Below are 19,046 nucleotides of genomic sequence, written 5' to 3' on the forward strand. Positions count from 1 at the left end.
TAAATCGCGCCCTTAGTCGGGCGGAAACGGTTCGCTGCCATCATTGCGCCAGGCATAGTCGTCCTCATCGGGATCGACGCTGAACGGCGGATCGGTGACCGCGACGCCATTGTCGAAGACGCCGTCATTCGCACCCCAGTTGCCGTTGGCACGGTTGAAGCGGACATAATCGATGCGGCCGAAGCTGATGCCGCAGGTGAAGCTATCGACACCATCGCGGCGCGACCCGACGAGGCCTTCGACGCGCCAGCCCTGACCGTCACGCACGACATTGTCGATCCGCTCGATCCGCGACCCAAAGCCGGACTGGGCCACCGCCGCCGCACCGCAGCGATCGCTCGCCGAGCGGACATCGTCATTGAAACTGCGGTCATCGCCATTGCGCCGCGCGCTGTTGGTCGCAGCGCTGGCTACCGCAGCAATGCCGCCGAGGATCAGGACGCCAGCGAGGATATCGCCGGCATCGACGCCGCGGTTGCGGCCGCGCCATCGCCGGTCGCGCCAGCCGCCGCGCCACTGGCTGGCGCTTTCATCCCCGGGGTTCCATCCCAGCGCGCCGACCGGAGCTGCATCGAACGTGCCGCGCGGTGCCGGCGCGGCCATCGCCGGGGTCATGCCGGTCACGAGCATCGCGCCCGCAGCGCCCAGACCTGTCAGTGCTTTCAACATTGCATGCCTTTCTGTCGGCAAGGCCCGGGCGCAATGGCGCTGTACCTTTGTGTTCAGGTTTAGGCGGTTCAGCCTGTCGCCAGGCTGAACCGCCAGGGAGCAAGGGGTCAGACCCTTGTCTTAGCGGAAATTGCCGAGCCCGCTGAGACGCACGTCATAGACCCGGCCCCGATCCACGAAGCAGGTGAAGCGGCCACGATCGGTATTGCCGCGCCAGCGACCGCCATTTTCCACCACGATGCGGCCCTGCACGCGCAGCCCGAAACGGGTGCGGTCGATATCGCGAATGTCGGTGACCTGCGCGAAGCGGCCGAAGCGGCGCGCCTCGATCTCGGCGGCGCGCACACACTGGTTCACCGCGCGATCGCCGCGCCCGCCCCAGCCGCCACCCCAGCCGGGGCCACCGCCATGCCACTGGGCTGCCGCCGGGACCGCTGCCGAAACCATGGCAGCAGCGCCGAGCAGCGCTGCGCCGATAACACTCTTTGCCTTTGCCATCGTTCCATTCCTTCCGTCCTGACCCCGCCAGTCTCGACGGGTTGAACACGGTCTAGCGATTCGCCGCTGTGGCGGGGCTGAATTGGGATGACAGCATTTGTTCAGGAATAAGGTTGTTTAGATGAACGGTCTGACAGCAAGCCCTAGAACCGCAGCGACGCCCAGCACCTCGACCACCGACCGCTTGAGCACGAGCAGATGCACCGCGGCCCATGCCGCCAGCGCCAGAGCCAGTCCATCGATCGATCCCGCATCTGGCCAGTCGAAGCGAAGCGGTCCCAACTCGCGCTCCTCCACGCGGGTGAAGATGACGTGCAGCGCAAACCAGAGGCTCAGATTGGCGATCACGCCGACCACCGATGCCGTAATCGCGGCCAGAGCGCCCTTCAGCCGCCTGGCATGCTGCAACCGGTCGATCCAGGGCGCGAAGGTGAATATCCATAGGAAGCACGGCGCAAATGTCACCCAGATGGTCATCAGCGCGCCGAGCCCCCCCGCGACCAGCGGCGTGAACGGCGCGGCATCGCGATAGGCCGCGAGAAAGCCGACGAACTGCGTCACCAGGATCAGCGGCCCCGGCGTCGTCTCCGCGAGGCCCAGCCCGTCGGCCATCTCGCCCGCATTCAGCCATCCGAAGCCCTGCACCGCCTGCTGCGCCATATAGGCGAGCACCGCATAGGCCCCGCCAAAGGTGACCACCGCGAGCTGTGAGAAGAACAGCCCGATCTGCATCAGCGCATGATCGTCGCCCAGCGTAACCCAGATGAGGAGTAGCGGCAGCGCCCAGATGGCGCCCCAGGCCGCGATGGTGCGCAGCGTGGCCGGGATCGACGGGCGCGGCGGCGCGTCTGCGCCCGGCCCGCCTGCTTTCAGCGCCAGCCAGCCGGGTCGCCAGGTCGCCGCCAGCCATCCCGCAAGCCCCGCGCCCAGCACCACCAGCGGAAAGGGCAGATCGAACAGCGCCAGCGCTACAAACGCCGCCGCCGCCAGCGCGCGCTTGAAACCGGTATCGAGCGCGCGCCCCGCAATCCGGATCAGCGCCTGCACCACCACCGCGAGCACCGCCGCCTTGATCCCCAGAAACAAGGCCGCGAACCAGTCGAGCCCCGCCGCCGCGACATAGAGCATCGACAGCGCCATGATGATCGCGACGCCGGGCAGCAGGAACAGCGTTCCCGCCATCAGCCCACCGCGCAGCCCGTGCAGCCTCCAGCCGATATAGGTCGCCAGCTGCTGCGCCTCTGGCCCTGGAAGCAAGTGGCAGAAATTGAGCGCGTGCAGGAATTGCGGCTCCTCGATCCAGCGGTGCTTGTCCACCAGCTCGTCATGCATCAACGCGATCTGCCCTGCCGGCCCGCCAAAGCTCAGCAGCCCGATCCGCGCGAACACGCGCACGCTTCCCCAAATGTCGGATGTTCGCTCGTCATAAACCCCGCAACCGTTCCTCCGCACCTGCGCGCGGATCATGATGAACGGCAAAGCTTGGGAGCTGAAAGCACCTGACCGGGGGTTCGCCCTGCCCCGATGATTGATTGGCTAACAGGTTGGAAAGAGGGATGGAAGAGGGCACCTTTCCCTCCCGCGCACGGGACCGGAACGGGCGGTACCACTCAGACAAAAACCCCGGCGGTTGCCCGCCGGGGTTTCGCATTACTCAAACCGGATCAGCCGATCACAGCTTGCCGGTCAGCTCCGGCACCGCGGTGAACAGGTCCGCGACCAGGCCGATGTCAGCCACCTGGAAGATCGGGGCGTCCTCGTCCTTGTTGATGGCGATGATGGTCTTGCTGTCCTTCATGCCCGCAAGGTGCTGGATCGCGCCCGAGATGCCGACGGCGACATAGACTTCCGGCGCGACGATCTTGCCGGTCTGGCCGACCTGATAATCGTTGGGGACATAGCCCGCGTCCACCGCGGCGCGCGATGCGCCGATGCCGGCGCCGAGCTTGTCGGCGAGCGGGGTGATGACTTCCTCGAACTTTTCGCCCGACCCCAGCGCGCGGCCGCCCGAAACGATGATCTTGGCGCTGGTCAGCTCAGGCCGCTCGCTCTTCGCGATTTCGGCGCTGAGGAAGGTCGACAGGCCAGCGTCTGTGGCGCCGCCGACATTCTCGACCGCGGCCGAACCGCCTTCGGTCGCCGCCTTGTCGAACGCGGTACCGCGCACGGTGATGACCAGCTTGGCATCCGACGATTCGACGGTGGCGATCGCGTTGCCGGCATAGATCGGACGGGTGAAGGTCTTGGGGCCTTCGACCGAGAGAATGTCCGAAATCTGCATCACGTCGAGCAGGGCTGCGACGCGCGGCGCGATGTTCTTGCCGGTGGTGGTGGCGGGCGCGAGGAACGCGTCGTGGCTTTCCATCAGCTTGGCCACCAGCGGCGCGACGTTTTCCGCCAGGCCATGCTCGAGCGAGGCATCGTCGGCGACATGGACGGTGGCGACGCCAGCGACCTTGGCAACCTGCTCGGCCACCGCGCCGCAGCCCTTGCCCGCGACCAGCGCGTGCACTTCACCCAGCTTGCCCGCCGCCGTGACGACCGCGAGCGTTGCATCCTTCATGACAGCATTGTCATGTTCAACCCATACGAGCGTCTTCATGCGCCAACTCCCATTTCCTTGAGCTTGCCGACCAGAGCGTCGACATCGGCAACCTTGATCCCGGCGCTGCGCACCGGCGGTTCGGTGACCTTGAGCGTGGTCAGACGCGGAGCGATATCCACGCCGTAATCGCCCGGGGTCTTGGTATCGAGCGGCTTCTTCTTCGCCTTCATGATATTGGGCAGCGAGGCATAGCGCGGCTCGTTGAGACGAAGGTCGGTGGTGACGATCGCGGGCGTGCTGAGCTTGACGGTCTGCAGGCCGCCATCGATCTCGCGCGCGACGGTGACGCTGTCACCTTCGACCGACACGGTGTTGGCGAAGGTCGCCTGGCCCCAGCCGAGCAATGCCGCGAGCATCTGGCCGGTCTGGTTGCTGTCATCGTCGATCGCCTGCTTGCCGAGCAGGATCAGGCCCGGATTTTCCTCCGCAGCGACCTGGGCGAGCAGCTTGGCGACGGCTAGCGGTTCGACGGTTTCGTCGGTTTCGATCAGGATCGCGCGATCGGCACCCATGGCGAGCGCGGTGCGCAGCGTTTCCTGCGCCTTGGCCGGGCCGACGGAGACGGCGACGACTTCTTCAGCCTTGCCCGCTTCCTTGATCCGCAGCGCTTCTTCGACGGCGATCTCGTCGAACGGGTTCATGCTCATCTTGACGTTGGCCAGGTCAACCCCGGTGCCATCCGCCTTGACGCGCGGCTTCACGTTATAGTCGATGACCCGTTTCACGGGCACAAGGATCTTCATGGCGCTTCCTTCCCTAATGATCGTGAACGCTATTTAGTTTCCGTTCACGTAAACGTCAAGTGGTGGAGTGGCGTGCTACCACTCCCCTCTCCCTTGACGGGAGAGGGTTGCGCAGACTTGGCGCTGTAAGCGCCTAGTCGAAGCTGGGAGAGGCTGTTTGCGCTGCATTAGTGGCGTCGCAGGCACTCTCCAATTCCGACTAGGCGGCACTGCCGCCAAGTCTCCATATCCTCTCCCGTAAAGGGAGAGGATAAGAACACAATCAAGCCGCCTGCTTGACCTGCGCGACGATCTTCTCGGCGGCGTCGCCAAGATTGTCGGCGCTGACGATCGGCAGGCCGCTGTTCGCCAGGATGTCCTTGCCCTGCTGCACGTTGGTGCCTTCCAGGCGCACGACCAGCGGGACCGAAAGGTTCACTTCCTTGGCCGCCGCGACGATGCCTTCGGCAATGATGTCGCACTTCATGATGCCGCCGAAGATGTTGACCAGGATGCCCTTCACCGCCGGATCGGACAGGATGATCTTGAACGCTGCCGTCACCTTTTCCTTGCTCGCACCGCCGCCGACATCGAGGAAGTTGGCGGGGAACATGCCGTTGAGCTTGATGATGTCCATCGTCGCCATGGCCAGGCCCGCACCGTTGACCATGCAGCCGATATCGCCATCGAGCTTGATATAGGCGAGATCGTACTTGGAGGCTTCGACCTCCATCGGGTCTTCCTCGGTCTCGTCGCGCAGCGCCTCGACATCGGGATGACGATAGAGCGCGTTCGAATCGAAGCTCATCTTGGTATCGAGGACGAGCAGCTTGCCGTCCTTGGTTTCGACCAGCGGGTTGATCTCGAGCATCGCGCAATCGAGATCCATGAACGCAGTGTAGAGCTGCTGCGCCAGCTTCGCGGCCTGCTTGTTGAGGTCGCCAGTCAGCTTGAGCGCGAACGCAACGGCGCGGCCATGGTGCGGCATGAAGCCCTGCGCCGGGTCGATCGTGATCGTGGTGATGCGCTCGGGCGTGTCGTGCGCGACCTGCTCGATGTCCATGCCGCCTTCGGTCGAGACGATCATGGCGACGCGGCCGGTCTTGCGGTCGACCAGCATCGACAGATAATATTCGGCAGCGATGTCGACACCATCGGTGATGTAGAGACGGTTGACCTGCTTGCCCGCGTCGCCGGTCTGGATGGTGACCAGCGTGTTGCCGAGCATTTCGCCCGCGTCCTTGCGAACATCGTCAAGCGACTTGGCGAGGCGCACGCCGCCCTTGGCATCGGCACCCAGTTCCTTGAACTTGCCCTTGCCGCGACCGCCGGCATGAATCTGCGCCTTGACGACGTAGAGCGGCCCGGGCAGCTTTTCGGCGCCGGCAACCGCTTCTTCGACGGTCAGCGCGGCATGGCCGGCGGGGATGCCGATGCCATATTTCGCGAGCAGTTCCTTGGCCTGATATTCGTGGATGTTCATGAGGGCTCCCATGCCTTTCTGATGTGGCCGGGCGGACGACTCGTTTTCGGTCCAAACCCGACCGTTAATCGGTCGATGAACGTATGTGGCCGCGCTAAAGCATAGACGCGCACCAAAGGAAACCCTGCAAACGAACAGGGCGTGGCGGTTTTTGGATTGTCAGTTGCGCACTGCGCAAATCAGGCCGGACGAACTGACGACGCCCAGGATTTCCGGATCGCCCAGCGCCCGGGTGCGGCGCAGGAATTCGTCGAAACTGCCCGCCTGTTGCAGCTTGCCAAGACGCCCCAGGCGCTGGAGTTGCACCAGCGAAAGTCGGTCGACCATGCGGCTGGCCATGCAGGCCGACACCGGACGGCTCAGCCCCGTACGCTCCAGCGCCGCGCGCGTGCGCGCCTCGGGCGTGGCGCAGGCCGAAAGCGCGAGGATCGCAGCCCCGAGCGCGGCAAGGCTGCCGACGCTGCGAAAGGCTGCGATCCTCATGCCCATGACCGTACCGCTTATTTGGCAGCCTGGGCGCGTTCGATCGCCTCGGTGATGATGCGGCGCGCCTCTTCGGCATCGCCCCATTTACCGATTCGCACCCACTTTTCGGTTTCGAGGTCCTTGTAGTGGGTGAAGAAATGCTCGATCTGCGCAAAGACGATGTCGGGCATGTCCTCCTTCTCGCGCACATCGGTATAATACGGGAAGGTCGCGGTATCGGGCACGCAGACGACCTTCTCGTCGCCGCCATGCTCGTCTTCGAGGTTCAGCACCGCGATGGGACGCGCGCGCACGACCGATCCGGGCATGAACGGCGAACGGGCCACCACCAGCGCGTCGAGCGGATCGCCATCGGGCGAAAGCGTGTGCGGGATGAAGCCGTAATTGGCAGGATAGCGCATCGGGGTGTGCAGGATGCGGTCAACGAACAGCGCGCCCGAGGCCTTGTCGAACTCGTATTTCACCGGCTCGCCACCGGTGGGCACTTCGATGATCACGTTGACATTGTTCGGCGGGTTCTTGCCGATCGGAATCTCTTTGATAAGCATGAGGTTGAATGCCTTTGTTCTGTTATCCCCGCAAGAACGGGCTGCCCGTTCCTTCAGCGTTCAGCGGGTTTGCGGCGCAAGCAGGCGGTCCAGGCCGGTTTCGCCCTGCCCCGTCTTGCGGAGCGCCGGATAGCGCAAGCCGCCGCGATAGGAAAGTGCGGTTTCGCGGTAACGCTTGCCCCGCTTGACCAGAAGCTGGACGCTGCCGGTGCTGGTGGTTGCCGCGACGGCGGATTTCAGCGCCTCGCCCGAATAGTCGCGTCCGGCCACCCCGGTGATCTGGTCGCCCACGGTCATGCCCGCATCGAAGGCCGGACTGCCCCACATGACCTGCGCGATCTTGCCGTCCTTCTCGACGATCAGGCCGATCGCATGGCTGAGATCCGTGGTGCCCGAGGCGGCCTCGCCGGAGCGGATGAAATTGCTCGCTTCCGGAACATAGACCAGCTCGTATCCGCCCAGCGCAAAGCCCTGCTTGCCGACCTCGGGCGTCACCTCGAACACGCGACTCTGGAAAAAGCCCTGCCAGTCATAGGGCTGGACAGCGTTGAGCGCAGCGACGACATCGGGCAGCTCATAGGTGACCACGCCCCAGTCGCCCTCGCGCCCGCCGAAAAAGCTGCGCGCGAAATCCTGGAGCGAGCGGGCATTGCCCGACTCGCGGCGGATGATCTGGTCGGCCTCGAGCCAGATCATCATGCCCTCGTTGTAATAGTCCTCGCTGCGCTGATAGCTGGTCCAGCCCTTGGGGCGGCGCGCGGCGATGATGGGGTCGTGCGTCGTGTCGACCAGCGGGCGCCAGTCGCGCCCTGCCCTGCGGTCGAGCCCGGCGGCGATGCTGGCAAAGGCATCGAGCGTGTCCTGATAGCTGAACAGCCCCGACCGCGCGCCCAGCACATAGCCCCAGAACTGGGTCTGCCCCTCATAGACCCAGAGCAGGTCGTCGCGGCTGGGCGTGCGGAAATCGGGCGCCCAGATGCCCTGCGGACGGCGGTGCTTGCCGTTCCAGCTGTGCGTCATCTCGTGCGGCAGCAGGTTGCGCGATCCCGGCCCCTTGGCCCAGTCGGTGAAATAGCCGGTACCGACGCCGTTCTCGCTGCTGCGATGATGCTCGATGCCGATCCCGCTCATCTCGTCCGAGAGCGACAGGAGGAAATCGTAGCGATCATAATGCCGCACGCCGAACAGATGCTCGGCCTCGGCGACCAGTCGCTTGTGCGCCTCGATCTGGTCGGGCGTGGCAGCAAGATATTCGGGCGCATCGGCGACAACGTTGAGCGTCACCTTGTCGGACAGCGCAAAGCTCTTGAAATGCGCTCCGGCGAACATCGGGCTGTCGACCAGCGTATCATAGTCGACGCGCTCATACGCGACCTTGTTGCCGGTCGTGCGCTTGGCCCGCATCGCGCTGCCCGCCTGCCAGCCGGTCGGCCAGGTGACCGACGCATCAACCGGGATGTTGCGGGTGAAATAGCCCGCCGGGTAAAGCGACACGTTGTTCCAGCGCAGGTTCATCATCTTGGGCGCGACGACCACACGACCCTGGTTGCTGGCGGTCGGACTGACGAACTGAAACTCCGCCACCACCTCGCGCACGCCCTTGGGCAGGGTGACGTGCAAAGCGTTGACGTCGAGCGAATCGCGCCGCCAGGCAAGCGGCTTGCCACTGGCGCTGAACTTCAGGCCGACCAGCTTCTCGATCTCGCCACGCGGGGCATGGTTGCCGGGCAACCATTGCGGGTAGAGCAGGGTCAGACGGCCGTTATTGCGGGCATCTTCGGGCACCGGAACGGTCTGCTTCATGCTGAAGATCGCGCGATCGACATCGGTCGCGTCCACCTCGAGCGTCATGACGCCGGGAAAGGGAATATCGCGCGCGGCGGGTACGATGTCCTTGACCGCCACCGGTTGGGGCTTGCTGTTCTGGGCGATGGCGGGGCTGGCAAGCAGGGCAAGGACGATAGCGGTGGAAGCGAAGAGCTGACGCAATTTGGAGACCCTTTGGCAAGTGCGTGTTTGCTGCACCATAAACATGCCCATCAAAAAAATGCACCCGCCGGTTTGGCGTCGCATCAAAAAGTCGCTAATGGCGCGGAATATGGCCAAAATCAGTACACCAGGCGCGATCCGCGGGACGCAGGACATTTTCGGCGAAGATCAGGAGCGGTTCGGCCATGTGGTCGAAACGTTCGAACGGGTGCGCCGCCTGTACAATTTCCGCCGCGTCGAAATGCCGGTGTTCGAGGCCACGGCCGTCTTCGCGCGCTCGCTCGGAGAAACCACCGATGTCGTGTCGAAGGAAATGTACACGTTCGACGATCGCGGCGGCGATTCGCTGACGCTGCGCCCCGAATTCACCGCCGGGCTGGTCCGCGCGTACCTCACCAATGGCTGGCAGCAATATGCGCCGATCAAGCTTGCGACGCACGGCCCGCTGTTCCGTTACGAGCGCCCGCAAAAGGGCCGCTATCGCCAGTTCCACCAGATCGATGCCGAGATCATCGGCGCGGGCGAGCCGCAGGCCGATGTCGAGCTGCTCGTCATGGCCGACCAGATCTTGCGCGAGCTGGGCATCAGCGAAGGCGTGACACTGCAGCTCAACACGCTCGGCGATGCCGCCAGCCGCGACGCCTGGCGCGCCGCACTCATTCAGCATTTTCAGGCACATAAGGGCGATCTCTCGCAGGAATCGCAGGACCGGCTGGAGCGCAATCCCTTGCGCATCCTCGACAGCAAGGAAGCGCAGGACCGCCCGATTGCCGATGCCGCGCCTGATATCGATGCCTTTCTCACCGACGAGGCCGCCAGCTTCTTCGACAGGGTGACCAGCGGGCTCGATGCGGCCGGCGTTGCCTGGACGCGCAACGCGCGGTTGGTGCGCGGGCTGGATTATTATCGCCACACCGCATTCGAATTCGTCACCGACCGGCTCGGTGCGCAGGGCACGGTGCTCGGCGGTGGGCGCTATGACGGGCTGATCGAGAATCTGGGCGGGTCGCCCACTCCGGCGGTCGGCTGGGCCGCAGGAATCGAGCGGTTGGCGATGCTGAGCGACATTTCGGGCCGCGATTTCGGGCTCGATGTCATCATCGCGGTGGAAGACGATCGCGCGCTCGCATCCGCGACTTCGGCCCAGGCACGGCTGCGCAATGCAGGAATTTCAGCCGACATGATCGCCACCGGATCGCCGCGCAAGCGTTACGACAAGGCAGCAAAGATCAACGCCAAGGTCCTGATTTCCTTTCAGCATGATGGCGATCAGGCCAGGGCCAATATTAGGTCCACCCCGCAAAGTGAATTGCAGGCCAGGGTCGAGGCGTTGTTGAACGGTATTTCAACGGTTTGATGGCACAAACCATGACAAATGCCGTAATTCTGCCGCTAAGCAGCAAGTCAGTGTCGGGAATCGCGCTGGCGGACTGGGTGGGAACTCGGGGGGAGACACAAGAATGACCCGGATTTCCGGTGAACGTATCGCGCAGATCGAAGCGCGCTTTGGCAAGCTGCAGGCGCTGATGGCCTCGGGCACGCTGGTGGGCGACGAGTTCGTCCAGACGGCGAAGGACTATGCCGAGCTTGAACCGGTCGCCCGCGCCGCTGCAGAAGTCCGCCGCCTTCGCGCCGAGCTGGAAGTGCTCGAAGGGTTGATGGCGGACAACGAGTCTGATCCCGATATCGTCAAGCTTGCCGCCGGAGAGGCGGAGACAGTGCGCGAGCGCCTGCCTCCCGCCGAAAGGACCCTCGCGATCAAGCTGCTGCCGCGCGACAGCGCCGACAACCGCCCGGCCATGCTCGAAATCCGTGCGGGGACCGGCGGCGACGAAGCGGCGCTGTTCGCGGGCGATCTGCTGCGCATGTACACGCGCTTTGCCGAAGAACAGGGCTGGAAGATCGAGATCCTGTCGGCCAACGCCGCCGATGTGGGCGGGTTCAAGGAAGTCATCGCCTCGGTCAATGGATCGGGCGTGTTCGCCAAACTCAAGTTCGAAAGCGGCGTCCACCGGGTGCAGCGCGTTCCCGTGACCGAAAGCGGCGGACGCATCCACACCAGCGCGGCCACGGTCGCCGTCCTGCCCGAACCCGAAGAGGTCGACGTGCAGATCAATGACAACGACCTGCGCATTGATGTCTATCGCGCCTCCGGATCGGGCGGCCAGCACGTCAACACCACCGACAGCGCGGTGCGGATCACGCACATTCCTTCGGGCCTGGTGGTGACGCAGCAGGACGAGAAGTCGCAGCACAAGAACAAGGCCAAGGCGCTGAAGGTGCTCGCCGCGCGGCTCTATGAGCTCGAACGCAGCAAGGCCGCCAATGCCGAAGCCGATGCGCGCAAGTCGATGGTCGGATCGGGCGACCGGTCGGAGCGCATCCGCACCTACAATTTCCCGCAGGGACGCGTCACCGACCACCGCATCAACCTGACGCTGCACCGGCTCGACGAGATTCTCGAAGGCTGGGGGCTGAACGAGCTGATCAATGCGCTGACCGCCGAGGACCAGGCGGCGCGCCTGGCAAACATGGATATGGCGGGGTGAGATTTTCGGGATCAAATCTCAACGTCACCCCTGCTCAGGCGGGGGTCCCGCTTCCTTTCAAAACCGGCGCACAAGCGGGATTCCCGCGTTCGCGGGAATGACGCAGAGCGCAACGATCGCCGATGCCTTGCGCGAAGCGGCGGCGGACCTTTCCGGAATATCCGACACCCCCCGGCTCGATGCCGAGCTGCTGATGGCCGATGCGCTGGGCATTGATCGCGGTACCATGCTGCTGATGCGCACGCGCGATCCGGTGCCTTCCGGCTTTGCCGAGCGGCTGGCGCGGCGCGCGGCGCACGAACCTGTCGCCTATATTACCGGCAGGCAGGATTTCTGGACGCTGACGCTCGCCGTTTCGCCTGCCGTCCTGATACCGCGCAGCGACAGCGAAACGCTGATCGAAGCTGCGCTTGAGGCCTTTGCCGAGCGCGCGCCGACGCGCATTCTCGATCTGGGTACTGGATCGGGGGCGTTGCTGCTGGCGGCGCTCAGCGAATTTCCGCATGCCAGCGGCGTCGGCATCGACGCCAGCGAAGCGGCGATCGGCATCGCACGCGCCAATGCCGAAGCCACCGGGCTGGCCCATCGCGCGCAGATGCTGCACGGCAATTGGCGGCGCGAAGGTTGGACCACGCCCCTGCCCGGCCCGTTCGACCTGATCCTCGCCAATCCGCCCTATATCGAGGCCGATGCCGCGCTTGCCCGCCAGGTCATGGAGCACGAGCCGCACTCCGCATTGTTCGCAGGCGCCGAGGGACTGGACGATTATCGGATCCTGATCCCCGCCCTGCCCGCGCTCCTCGCCGATAGAGGCATGGCGATCTTCGAGATCGGCGCCAGCCAGTGCGAACCGGTCTCGGCCATCGCCGCCGCGCATGGCTATAGCGCGCAATGCCGCCGCGATCTGGCCGGGCATGACCGCGCACTGATGTTGCGCCGCCGGGCAGCCACCTGATATTTCGCTTGGCAAGCCCTTGGCGACCCGCTACCACCTGTACAGCAAGAACGCTGATGCCGGCGAAGGGCCCATCACGCTTGCTGACCCCAATCATCTTGTTCGGGCAGCTTATCACGGCCACTCAAAGCGGATGAAAGGCTTGGGACGCGCGGCGCGCCTTTGGGCAGCGCTTGCACGGACGCGCAGAGGACACGCAGGACACTTGCGACTGATAAGGAAGCGTCAACTTTGAACAACAATCGTGGAACGAGCCGTCGTCGCGGCCGTGGCAATAACCGTCCGCAGAACAATGGTCGCGGCGGAGGCATGGATCAGGGCAACCGGATCGACAGCCGGGCGCGCGGCAATGCCACGCAGATGCTCGAGAAATACAAGAAGATGGCGCACGATGCGCAGATGAACGGCGACCGCGTGGCCACCGAATATTATCTGCAGTTTGCCGACCATTATTTCCGCGTGCTCGCCGACAACCGTGCCCGTCAGGACGAATATCGCCGCCCCCGCGAGGATCAGGGCCGCGACCTTGGCGGCGACTATGCCGACGACGAGGACGACGGCATCTACGGCGCGCCGCAAGGCCAGGGACAGCGCAATTATGCGCAGGATCAGGCCGATGATGCGAGTGCGCGCAGCCAGGACGAGGATGGCGAGGAGCAGGACGAGCCCCGCACCCAGCGTCGCGACAATCCGCAGCGCGAGGGCCGCCAGAATAATGAGCGCCAGGGCGGAGATCGCCAGAACGGCGAGCGCCGCGAGCGCCGCCCTCGCGGTGATCGCGAAGAAGGCCCGCGTCAGGAGCGCGCGGAACGTCAGCCCCGCCAGCGTCAGGACGAAGCGGTTGCCGCTCCGGCTCCGGTCGAAGCTGCAGACGATGGTGATGGCGATGCCAAGCCGCGCCGCACGCTGCGCGGCCGTGGCCGTCCGCCGCGCGCTGCCGAGCCGGAAGGCACCAATGCGCTCGATCCGATGATCCTGCCTCCCGCGATCGGCAGCGCCAGCGAAGCGCCGGTCGAGGCCGAAGCACCCAAGCCCAAGCGTCGTGCCGCACCGCGCCGCAAGGCTGCAGAGTCGGGCGACATGGAAGCGGCAGCGGCCGAATAAGCCTCGGGGCCGCACCGGCGCCACCGGTCCGGACCCGGCTTTTCGCAGAACAAGAAAGGGGCGCGGTCCATATGCGGACCGCGCCCCTTTCTTGTTTCGCTTGGAGGGGGAAGCTTAGTAGCGCTGCTGGCGCTCGTAGAGATCGCGATAATGCTGGATGCGCGTGACCCGCAGGCCCGGCATGCCCGACCGGTCGACCGCACGCTGCCACGAGGCAAACTCCTCCAGCGTCAGGTCATAGCGTTCGCATACCTCGTCGATCGTCAACAGACCGCCATTGACGGCCGCGACGACTTCCGCCTTGCGACGCACCACCCAGCGCTTGGTGCCCGGGGCCGGCAGGTTGTCCAGCGTCAGCGGTTCGCCGAGCGGACCGATGACCTGTGCCGGTTTGATTTTCTGATTCTCGATCATCACGTCCTCAAAAGGCCTGGTTACTGCAACTTTGCGCGTGGCCAGGGTGTAACCAATCGGCTTTTCGATTGACTGAAGCACAATGGTAAACGTCATTTTGACCATGCTGTTCCGATGGGGTGAAACGGTTCAGCGCGTCGGCAAAGTGCGGATTGAAGCTGCCCCGCACGACCTGGTCGGCCCGAATCCGGCCAGCCAGCCACGCGGCCAGCACGCCCACCGAATCGCCTGCGTCCTTAACCATGGGGGGGTGGTCGGAACGCGAGACGACCGGCGCGCACGCCAGCGCACGCAGGATGTCCATGTCCAGGGCGCGCAGGTTGATCGGCACGCCTTGGGCCAGGTGGACTGAGTCATGGGGGAAGTTCATGTCCATGCCCAGGGTGTATCAGGCAAACCGTAAGACCAGGTAAAGGCAGCCTTCATGGCTGATTAGCCTTGGTTAATTGGCGCTAAGACTGAGGCTGGAATGCCCGAAATTACGGGTTTTCACAGTTTCAACCTCTGGCATTTTTTTGACACCCCAGGGTGGCGAAAACTCGTCGGCACCGCTACATGCCGCGGCATGCGCACCCCCGATCTGTCCGGATTTCAGCTTGATGGCGACATGAAGGCGCGGCGAATCGTCGTGGCCATGTCTGGCGGAGTCGATTCTTCTGTCGTCGCGGGCCTTGCCGCCGCCACCGGTGCAGAAACGATCGGCATCACCCTGCAGCTCTATGATCATGGCGCGGCGGTGAAGCGCGCAGGATCGTGCTGCGCCGGACAGGACATTCGCGACGCCCGCGCGGTCGCCGATCGCCTGGGCATCGCGCATTATGTGTTCGATCACGAAAGCCGCTTTCGCGAATCCGTGGTCGAGCGTTTCGCCGACGAATATATGGCCGGGCGCACCCCCATTCCCTGCATCCAGTGCAACATGGGCGTGAAGTTCACCGATCTGCTGCAGATGGCGCGCGATCTGGGGGCGGACTGCCTCGCGACGGGCCATTATGTCCGCCGGGTGATCGGCGCCGATGGCCGCAGCGAACTGCACCGCGCGCACGATCCGGCGCGCGACCAGAGCTATTTCCTGTTCGCCACCACCGACGATCAGATGGATTTCCTGCGCTTCCCGCTCGGCGGCCTGCCCAAGCCGCAGGTGCGCGCGCTGGCACAGGACATGGGGCTGATCAATGCTGCCAAGCCCGACAGCCAGGATATCTGCTTCGTCCCCGATGGCGATTATGCTTCGGTGGTGCGCAAGGTGCGTCCCGATGCCGATACCGGCGGCGAGATCGTGCATATCGACGGCCGCGTGCTGGGCGAACACAAGGGGCTGATCCACTACACCATCGGCCAGCGCAAGGGTCTGGAAATCGGCGGCCAGCCGGTGCCGCTCTATGTGGTGAAGCTCGATGCGGACACGCGCCGCGTGATCGTCGGCCCGCGCTCGGCATTGGCGACGCGCGCGGCTCAGATCGTCGATCTCAATTGGATCGGCGGCAGTTATGACGGCCCGATGGAAGCCAAGGTGCGCTCGCTCGCCCGGCCTGCCCCGGTGACGATCGAGGGCACGGGGCCGAGCCGGCAGCTGGTTTTCGTGCAGCCGGAATATGGCGTCGCGCCAGGCCAGGCAGCGGTGCTCTATGCGGGCGACCGCGTGCTCGGCGGCGGCTGGATCGCCTCGACCGAACCCGTCGAACCTGCACTCGCCGCCTGAGCGATTGTGCGCTAGGCTCCCGTCGGGGGAAGGAATTTGCGCGCAATCGCATCTTTGCTGGCGATCGGGGTGACGATGTTCGTCGCGCCCGCTGACGCGCAGACCATGGCCCCCAGCACCGCGCCGGTTCCGGATTCGAGCGATCGACGGAAAGCGGAGAAGGCCAGCCCGATCACGATCACTGGCAGCCTGCGGCTGCGCTATGAGATGCTCGAAGGCCAGTTCCGCCCGGGCCTGCCCTCGCGCGACGATGCCGTCACCGTCCAGACCGCTATTGCTGCCGATTATCGCGCCGGTCCCTGGCACCTTTCCGCCGAACTGATCGACGCCCGCGCCTATTTCGCCGACGCACCCGGCGCGGTCAGCACGAGCGAGGTCAATGCGCTGGAGCTGAGCCGTGCCTCGATCGGCTATTCGGACGGACCGCTCGAACTGACCGCAGGCCGCTTCCATCTCAATCTCGGCTCGCGGCGACTGGCAGGGCGCAACGCCTTTCGCAACACGATCAACAGCTTCACCGGCGTCAGGCTCGACTGGCGCGGCAAGGCCAAGGACCATCTTGTCGCATTCTATGCGCTGCCCCACACCCGCCTGCCAAACGACCGCAATGGCCTGATCGACAATCGGGTGCGCTGGGACCGCGAGAGCTTCGATCTGAGCTTCTGGGGCGCGCACTACACCCGGCCCGACCTGTTCGACGGCGTGACGCTGCAGGCCAATGTCTTCGGCCTGAACGAGCGCGACGGTGCCAACGGCCCGACGCGCAACCGGCATCTGTTCACCTGGGGCGCAAGGCTCCACCGTGCCCCCCAACCTGGCGAATGGGATATGGATCTCGAAGGCGCGGTACAGACCGGCACGGTACGCGCGTCGGTCGCCGCCAATGCACGCCGCCAGGACGTCCGCGCGTTCTTCGCACATGCCGAGTTCGGCTACAGCCCCGCCCTGTCCGGCAAGCCACGCATCTCGGCGCTGTTCGATCTCGCCAGCGGAGATGACCCGCGTTCACCTGATCGTTTCGCGCGGTTCGATACGTTGTTTGGTCCGCGCCGGTTCGAGCTCGGTCCGAGCGGGATCTTCGGTCCTCTCGCGCGCACCAACCTGCTCGCGGCAGGATTGCGCGGCGAGATTGCTCCCGCCCCACGCTGGGATGTCATGACCCTGTGGCGCCCCGCCTGGGTACACAACCGTCGCGACCGGTTCAGCAATAACGGTCCGGCCGACCCAAAGGGCCGCTCGGGCCGCTTTGCCGGACACATGCTCGAACTGCGGCTCGGCCACTGGTTGATCGACAGGAGGCTGCGGCTCGAGGCGGGTGCGGCCGTGCTGACCACGGGCCGGTTGCTCGAACAGGCTCCCAACGCCACCGGCTTTGGCGATACGCGCTATGCCTATGGCCAGGTGCAGTGGAATTTCTGACGGCGCGGATCAGAACACCCGGTCAAGCGCCTTGTCGAGCATCCATAGTTGCCAGAGCAGCCGGGCATTGTCGCTGCGTCCGGAAATATGCGCCTCAGCGATCTCGGTCAGGCGGACGGTGTTGAACCAGCCGCTGCGCGCGAGTGCCGAGCCGCTCGCGATGCGCCGCGCCTGATCGGCGAGCGGCCCGCGAAACCATTGGGCGATGGGGCTGACGAAACCCATTTTCGGGCGGTAGAGAATATCGTCGGGCAAGGTGCCGCGCATCGCACGCTTCATCAGCCATTTGCCCTGCCCGCCGCGCACGCGCATCGCCTCTGGCAGCGAGGCGCTGAATTCGATCAGCCGGTAATCGAGCAGCGGCTCGCGCGCCTCCAGACTCACCGCCATGCTGGTGCGATCGACCTTGGTCAGGATATCGCCGGGCAGCCACAGCTTCATGTCGGCATATTGCGCGGCATCGAGCCCCGAGCGCGCCGGGGCCGCTTCCATCAGCGCGATCATGTGATCCTCGCCGCGATAGCCGCCCAGCGCGGCGCGCTGGCTGTCTGAATAGAGCGATTGCCGCGTCGCATGATTGGTCACGCCGACGGCATCGGCATAGCCTTCCGCCCCGGTGCGCGCGAGCGAGAGCAAGGTCGATTTCGCGCGCAAGGGACGCGGCGCCCAGTCTGCCTTGGGATAGAGCGCGCCGAGCGCCCCGAAGACCGGGCCGCGCAAGCCCTGCGGCAACAGGCTGCGCACCCGCTCCTCGCCATGATGAAAGACATGACGGCGATAGCCCGCCAGCGCCTCATCCGCGCCGTCGCCCGACAGCGCGACGGTAACGCTCTCGCGCGCGAGCTGGCAGACGCGGAAGGTCGGCAGCATCGAGGCATCGGCAAAGGGTTCGTCGAACTGCGCCGCGACAGAATCGATGATCGCGATATCGTCGGGCGAGACGGTGCGGCTGCGGTGATCTGTGGCGAACCGCTCGGCAATCCGGCGCGCGTAATCGCTCTCGTCCAATGCCGCGACATCGAAACCGATGCTGCACGTTTTGACCGCCTGGGTCGAGCGTTCGGCCATCAGCGCGACGACGGTCGAGCTGTCGACCCCGCCCGAGAGGAACGCGCCGAGCGGCACATCCGCCACCATCCGCGAGGCCACCGCTTCGCGCATATGGTGCAGCAGTTCGGCCTGCAGATCGGCGACGGACCCGCGCGCGCGGCGCGAGAAATCGACGTCCCAATAGCGCACCGGTTCGGGCAGCGGCTTGCCGCGCTCCAGCATCAGATAATGCCCCGCCGGCAGCTTCTTCACCCCGCCGACGAAGCAGCGGTGATCGGGCACATAGCCGAAGGCGAGATAGTCATCGACCGCCTGGAGATCGGGTGCACGGCGCAGCGCCGGGTGCGCGAGCAGGCCTTTCAATTCCGACGCGAAGATGACGCTGCCATCGGGCAGGCTCGCATAATGGAGCGGCTTCACCCCCAGCCGGTCGCGCGCCATGAACAGCCGCTGCTGGCGATGGTCGAAGATCGCGAAGGCGAACATGCCGTTCAGCCGATCGAGACAGCCCACGCCCCATTGCCGCCACGCCGCCAGGATCACCTCGGTATCGCCCGAGGTGCGGAAGCTGTGCCCCAGAGCTTCGAGCTCGGCGCGCACCTCCTGAAAATTGTAGATCTCGCCATTGAAGGTCAGCACATCGGCTTCGTCCGCGCTCGCCATCGGCTGCGCGCTGCCTTCCAGGTCGATGATCGACAGCCGCAGATGCCCGAGGCCCACGCCCGGCGCGGTCCAGCAGCCGTTGCCATCAGGGCCACGGTGCAGCATCGCATCGGTCATCAGCCGGATGCGCGCCGGATCGACCGGCTTGGCGGTTTCGAGGTGAAAGATGCCTGCAATGCCGCACATGACC

Annotated in this window: 18 protein-coding genes; 6 read left to right on the top strand and 12 right to left on the bottom strand. The window is 65.1% G+C overall.

Annotated features, from left to right (window positions below; genetic code table 11):
* Positions 1-12 precede the first annotated feature (12 nt).
* The 9 genes from OPU69_RS10980 to OPU69_RS11020 form a co-directional block, all read right to left on the bottom strand.
* Entirely contained in the window at positions 13-669 is a 657-nt protein-coding gene (locus OPU69_RS10980) for a hypothetical protein (RefSeq protein ID WP_498511007.1), read from the bottom strand.
* 120 nt (positions 670-789) lie between these two features.
* Positions 790-1,167: a hypothetical protein gene (locus tag OPU69_RS10985; protein WP_060980248.1), complete on the bottom strand. Its 378-nt coding sequence runs from the start codon at positions 1,165-1,167 to the stop codon at positions 790-792.
* A 117-nt stretch (positions 1,168-1,284) separates the two neighbouring features.
* A complete protein-coding gene (chrA, locus tag OPU69_RS10990) occupies positions 1,285-2,634 on the bottom strand; it encodes a chromate efflux transporter (RefSeq protein ID WP_498511009.1) in 1,350 nt (449 codons plus the stop codon).
* 205 nt (positions 2,635-2,839) lie between these two features.
* The gene (locus OPU69_RS10995) at positions 2,840-3,769 is read right to left on the bottom strand and encodes an electron transfer flavoprotein subunit alpha/FixB family protein (protein ID WP_060980251.1); all 930 of its coding nucleotides are present in this window, start codon (positions 3,767-3,769) and stop codon (positions 2,840-2,842) included.
* A complete protein-coding gene (locus tag OPU69_RS11000) occupies positions 3,766-4,515 on the bottom strand; it encodes an electron transfer flavoprotein subunit beta/FixA family protein (protein WP_498511011.1) in 750 nt (249 codons plus the stop codon). Before OPU69_RS11000 ends, OPU69_RS10995 begins: the two co-directional genes overlap by 4 nt.
* Before the next feature lie 262 nt (positions 4,516-4,777).
* Positions 4,778-5,977 (bottom strand): ADP-forming succinate--CoA ligase subunit beta, encoded by a 1,200-nt coding sequence (gene sucC, locus OPU69_RS11005; protein WP_110297548.1) that lies wholly within the window; start codon positions 5,975-5,977, stop codon positions 4,778-4,780.
* Positions 5,978-6,136: 159 nt separating this feature from the next.
* Positions 6,137-6,466 (bottom strand): hypothetical protein, encoded by a 330-nt coding sequence (locus OPU69_RS11010; RefSeq protein ID WP_081097097.1) that lies wholly within the window; start codon positions 6,464-6,466, stop codon positions 6,137-6,139.
* A gap of 11 nt (positions 6,467-6,477) precedes the next feature.
* On the bottom strand, positions 6,478-7,011 hold the full coding sequence (gene ppa, locus OPU69_RS11015) for an inorganic diphosphatase (RefSeq protein ID WP_498511014.1): 534 nt from the start codon (positions 7,009-7,011) through the stop codon (positions 6,478-6,480).
* A 60-nt stretch (positions 7,012-7,071) separates the two neighbouring features.
* Complete coding sequence (locus tag OPU69_RS11020) at positions 7,072-9,039, bottom strand: M61 family metallopeptidase (protein WP_498511069.1); 1,968 nt, start codon at positions 9,037-9,039, stop codon at positions 7,072-7,074.
* Positions 9,040-9,109: 70 nt separating this feature from the next.
* Here OPU69_RS11020 and hisS point away from each other — a divergent pair, with 70 nt between their 5' ends.
* The 4 genes from hisS (at position 9,110) to OPU69_RS11040 (ending at position 13,608) form a co-directional block, all read left to right on the top strand.
* The gene (gene hisS / locus OPU69_RS11025) at positions 9,110-10,357 is read left to right on the top strand and encodes a histidine--tRNA ligase (RefSeq protein ID WP_498511016.1); all 1,248 of its coding nucleotides are present in this window, start codon (positions 9,110-9,112) and stop codon (positions 10,355-10,357) included.
* Between the two features lie 103 nt (positions 10,358-10,460).
* A complete protein-coding gene (gene prfA / locus OPU69_RS11030; protein ID WP_066281836.1) occupies positions 10,461-11,549 on the top strand; it encodes a peptide chain release factor 1 in 1,089 nt (362 codons plus the stop codon).
* A gap of 97 nt (positions 11,550-11,646) precedes the next feature.
* On the top strand, positions 11,647-12,504 hold the full coding sequence (gene prmC / locus OPU69_RS11035; RefSeq protein ID WP_060980256.1) for a peptide chain release factor N(5)-glutamine methyltransferase: 858 nt from the start codon (positions 11,647-11,649) through the stop codon (positions 12,502-12,504).
* Between the two features lie 231 nt (positions 12,505-12,735).
* On the top strand, positions 12,736-13,608 hold the full coding sequence (locus OPU69_RS11040) for a DUF4167 domain-containing protein (RefSeq protein ID WP_067513034.1): 873 nt from the start codon (positions 12,736-12,738) through the stop codon (positions 13,606-13,608).
* Between the two features lie 114 nt (positions 13,609-13,722).
* Here OPU69_RS11040 and sciP read toward each other — a convergent pair whose 3' ends face one another.
* Positions 13,723-14,022 (bottom strand): CtrA inhibitor SciP, encoded by a 300-nt coding sequence (gene sciP, locus OPU69_RS11045; protein WP_017670538.1) that lies wholly within the window; start codon positions 14,020-14,022, stop codon positions 13,723-13,725.
* A gap of 7 nt (positions 14,023-14,029) precedes the next feature.
* Entirely contained in the window at positions 14,030-14,398 is a 369-nt protein-coding gene (locus OPU69_RS11050) for a hypothetical protein (RefSeq protein ID WP_066208158.1), read from the bottom strand.
* A gap of 189 nt (positions 14,399-14,587) precedes the next feature.
* Here OPU69_RS11050 and mnmA point away from each other — a divergent pair, with 189 nt between their 5' ends.
* Both mnmA and OPU69_RS11060 read left to right on the top strand, forming a co-directional pair.
* Positions 14,588-15,724, top strand: a complete 1,137-nt coding sequence (gene mnmA, locus OPU69_RS11055; protein WP_498511020.1) for a tRNA 2-thiouridine(34) synthase MnmA — start codon at positions 14,588-14,590, stop codon at positions 15,722-15,724.
* 36 nt (positions 15,725-15,760) lie between these two features.
* Complete coding sequence (locus OPU69_RS11060) at positions 15,761-17,143, top strand: alginate export family protein (protein WP_498511022.1); 1,383 nt, start codon at positions 15,761-15,763, stop codon at positions 17,141-17,143.
* A gap of 9 nt (positions 17,144-17,152) precedes the next feature.
* Here the strand turns inward: OPU69_RS11060 and OPU69_RS11065 are convergent, their stop codons facing one another.
* On the bottom strand, positions 17,153-19,042 hold the full coding sequence (locus OPU69_RS11065; protein ID WP_060980261.1) for an XrtA/PEP-CTERM system amidotransferase: 1,890 nt from the start codon (positions 19,040-19,042) through the stop codon (positions 17,153-17,155).
* Between the last annotated feature and the right edge of the window lie 4 nt (positions 19,043-19,046).

The organism is Blastomonas sp. 34TW, assembly GCF_059803595.1.

Excerpts from the sequence above, each read along its gene's own strand:
- OPU69_RS10980 (WP_498511007.1), bottom strand. The coding sequence starts at position 669 with ATGTTGAAAGCACTGACAGGTCTGGGCGCTGCGGGCGCGATGCTCGTG.
- OPU69_RS10985 (WP_060980248.1), bottom strand. The coding sequence starts at position 1,167 with ATGGCAAAGGCAAAGAGTGTTATCGGCGCAGCGCTGCTCGGCGCTGCT.
- chrA (WP_498511009.1), bottom strand. The coding sequence starts at position 2,634 with ATGATCCGCGCGCAGGTGCGGAGGAACGGTTGCGGGGTTTATGACGAG.
- OPU69_RS10995 (WP_060980251.1), bottom strand. The coding sequence starts at position 3,769 with ATGAAGACGCTCGTATGGGTTGAACATGACAATGCTGTCATGAAGGAT.
- OPU69_RS11000 (WP_498511011.1), bottom strand. The coding sequence starts at position 4,515 with ATGAAGATCCTTGTGCCCGTGAAACGGGTCATCGACTATAACGTGAAG.
- sucC (WP_110297548.1), bottom strand. The coding sequence starts at position 5,977 with ATGAACATCCACGAATATCAGGCCAAGGAACTGCTCGCGAAATATGGC.
- OPU69_RS11010 (WP_081097097.1), bottom strand. The coding sequence starts at position 6,466 with ATGGGCATGAGGATCGCAGCCTTTCGCAGCGTCGGCAGCCTTGCCGCG.
- ppa (WP_498511014.1), bottom strand. The coding sequence starts at position 7,011 with ATGCTTATCAAAGAGATTCCGATCGGCAAGAACCCGCCGAACAATGTC.
- OPU69_RS11020 (WP_498511069.1), bottom strand. The coding sequence starts at position 9,039 with ATGGTGCAGCAAACACGCACTTGCCAAAGGGTCTCCAAATTGCGTCAG.
- hisS (WP_498511016.1), top strand. The coding sequence starts at position 9,110 with ATGGCCAAAATCAGTACACCAGGCGCGATCCGCGGGACGCAGGACATT.
- prfA (WP_066281836.1), top strand. The coding sequence starts at position 10,461 with ATGACCCGGATTTCCGGTGAACGTATCGCGCAGATCGAAGCGCGCTTT.
- prmC (WP_060980256.1), top strand. The coding sequence starts at position 11,647 with ATGACGCAGAGCGCAACGATCGCCGATGCCTTGCGCGAAGCGGCGGCG.
- sciP (WP_017670538.1), bottom strand. The coding sequence starts at position 14,022 with ATGATCGAGAATCAGAAAATCAAACCGGCACAGGTCATCGGTCCGCTC.
- OPU69_RS11050 (WP_066208158.1), bottom strand. The coding sequence starts at position 14,398 with ATGGACATGAACTTCCCCCATGACTCAGTCCACCTGGCCCAAGGCGTG.
- mnmA (WP_498511020.1), top strand. The coding sequence starts at position 14,588 with ATGCGCACCCCCGATCTGTCCGGATTTCAGCTTGATGGCGACATGAAG.
- OPU69_RS11065 (WP_060980261.1), bottom strand. The coding sequence starts at position 19,042 with ATGTGCGGCATTGCAGGCATCTTTCACCTCGAAACCGCCAAGCCGGTC.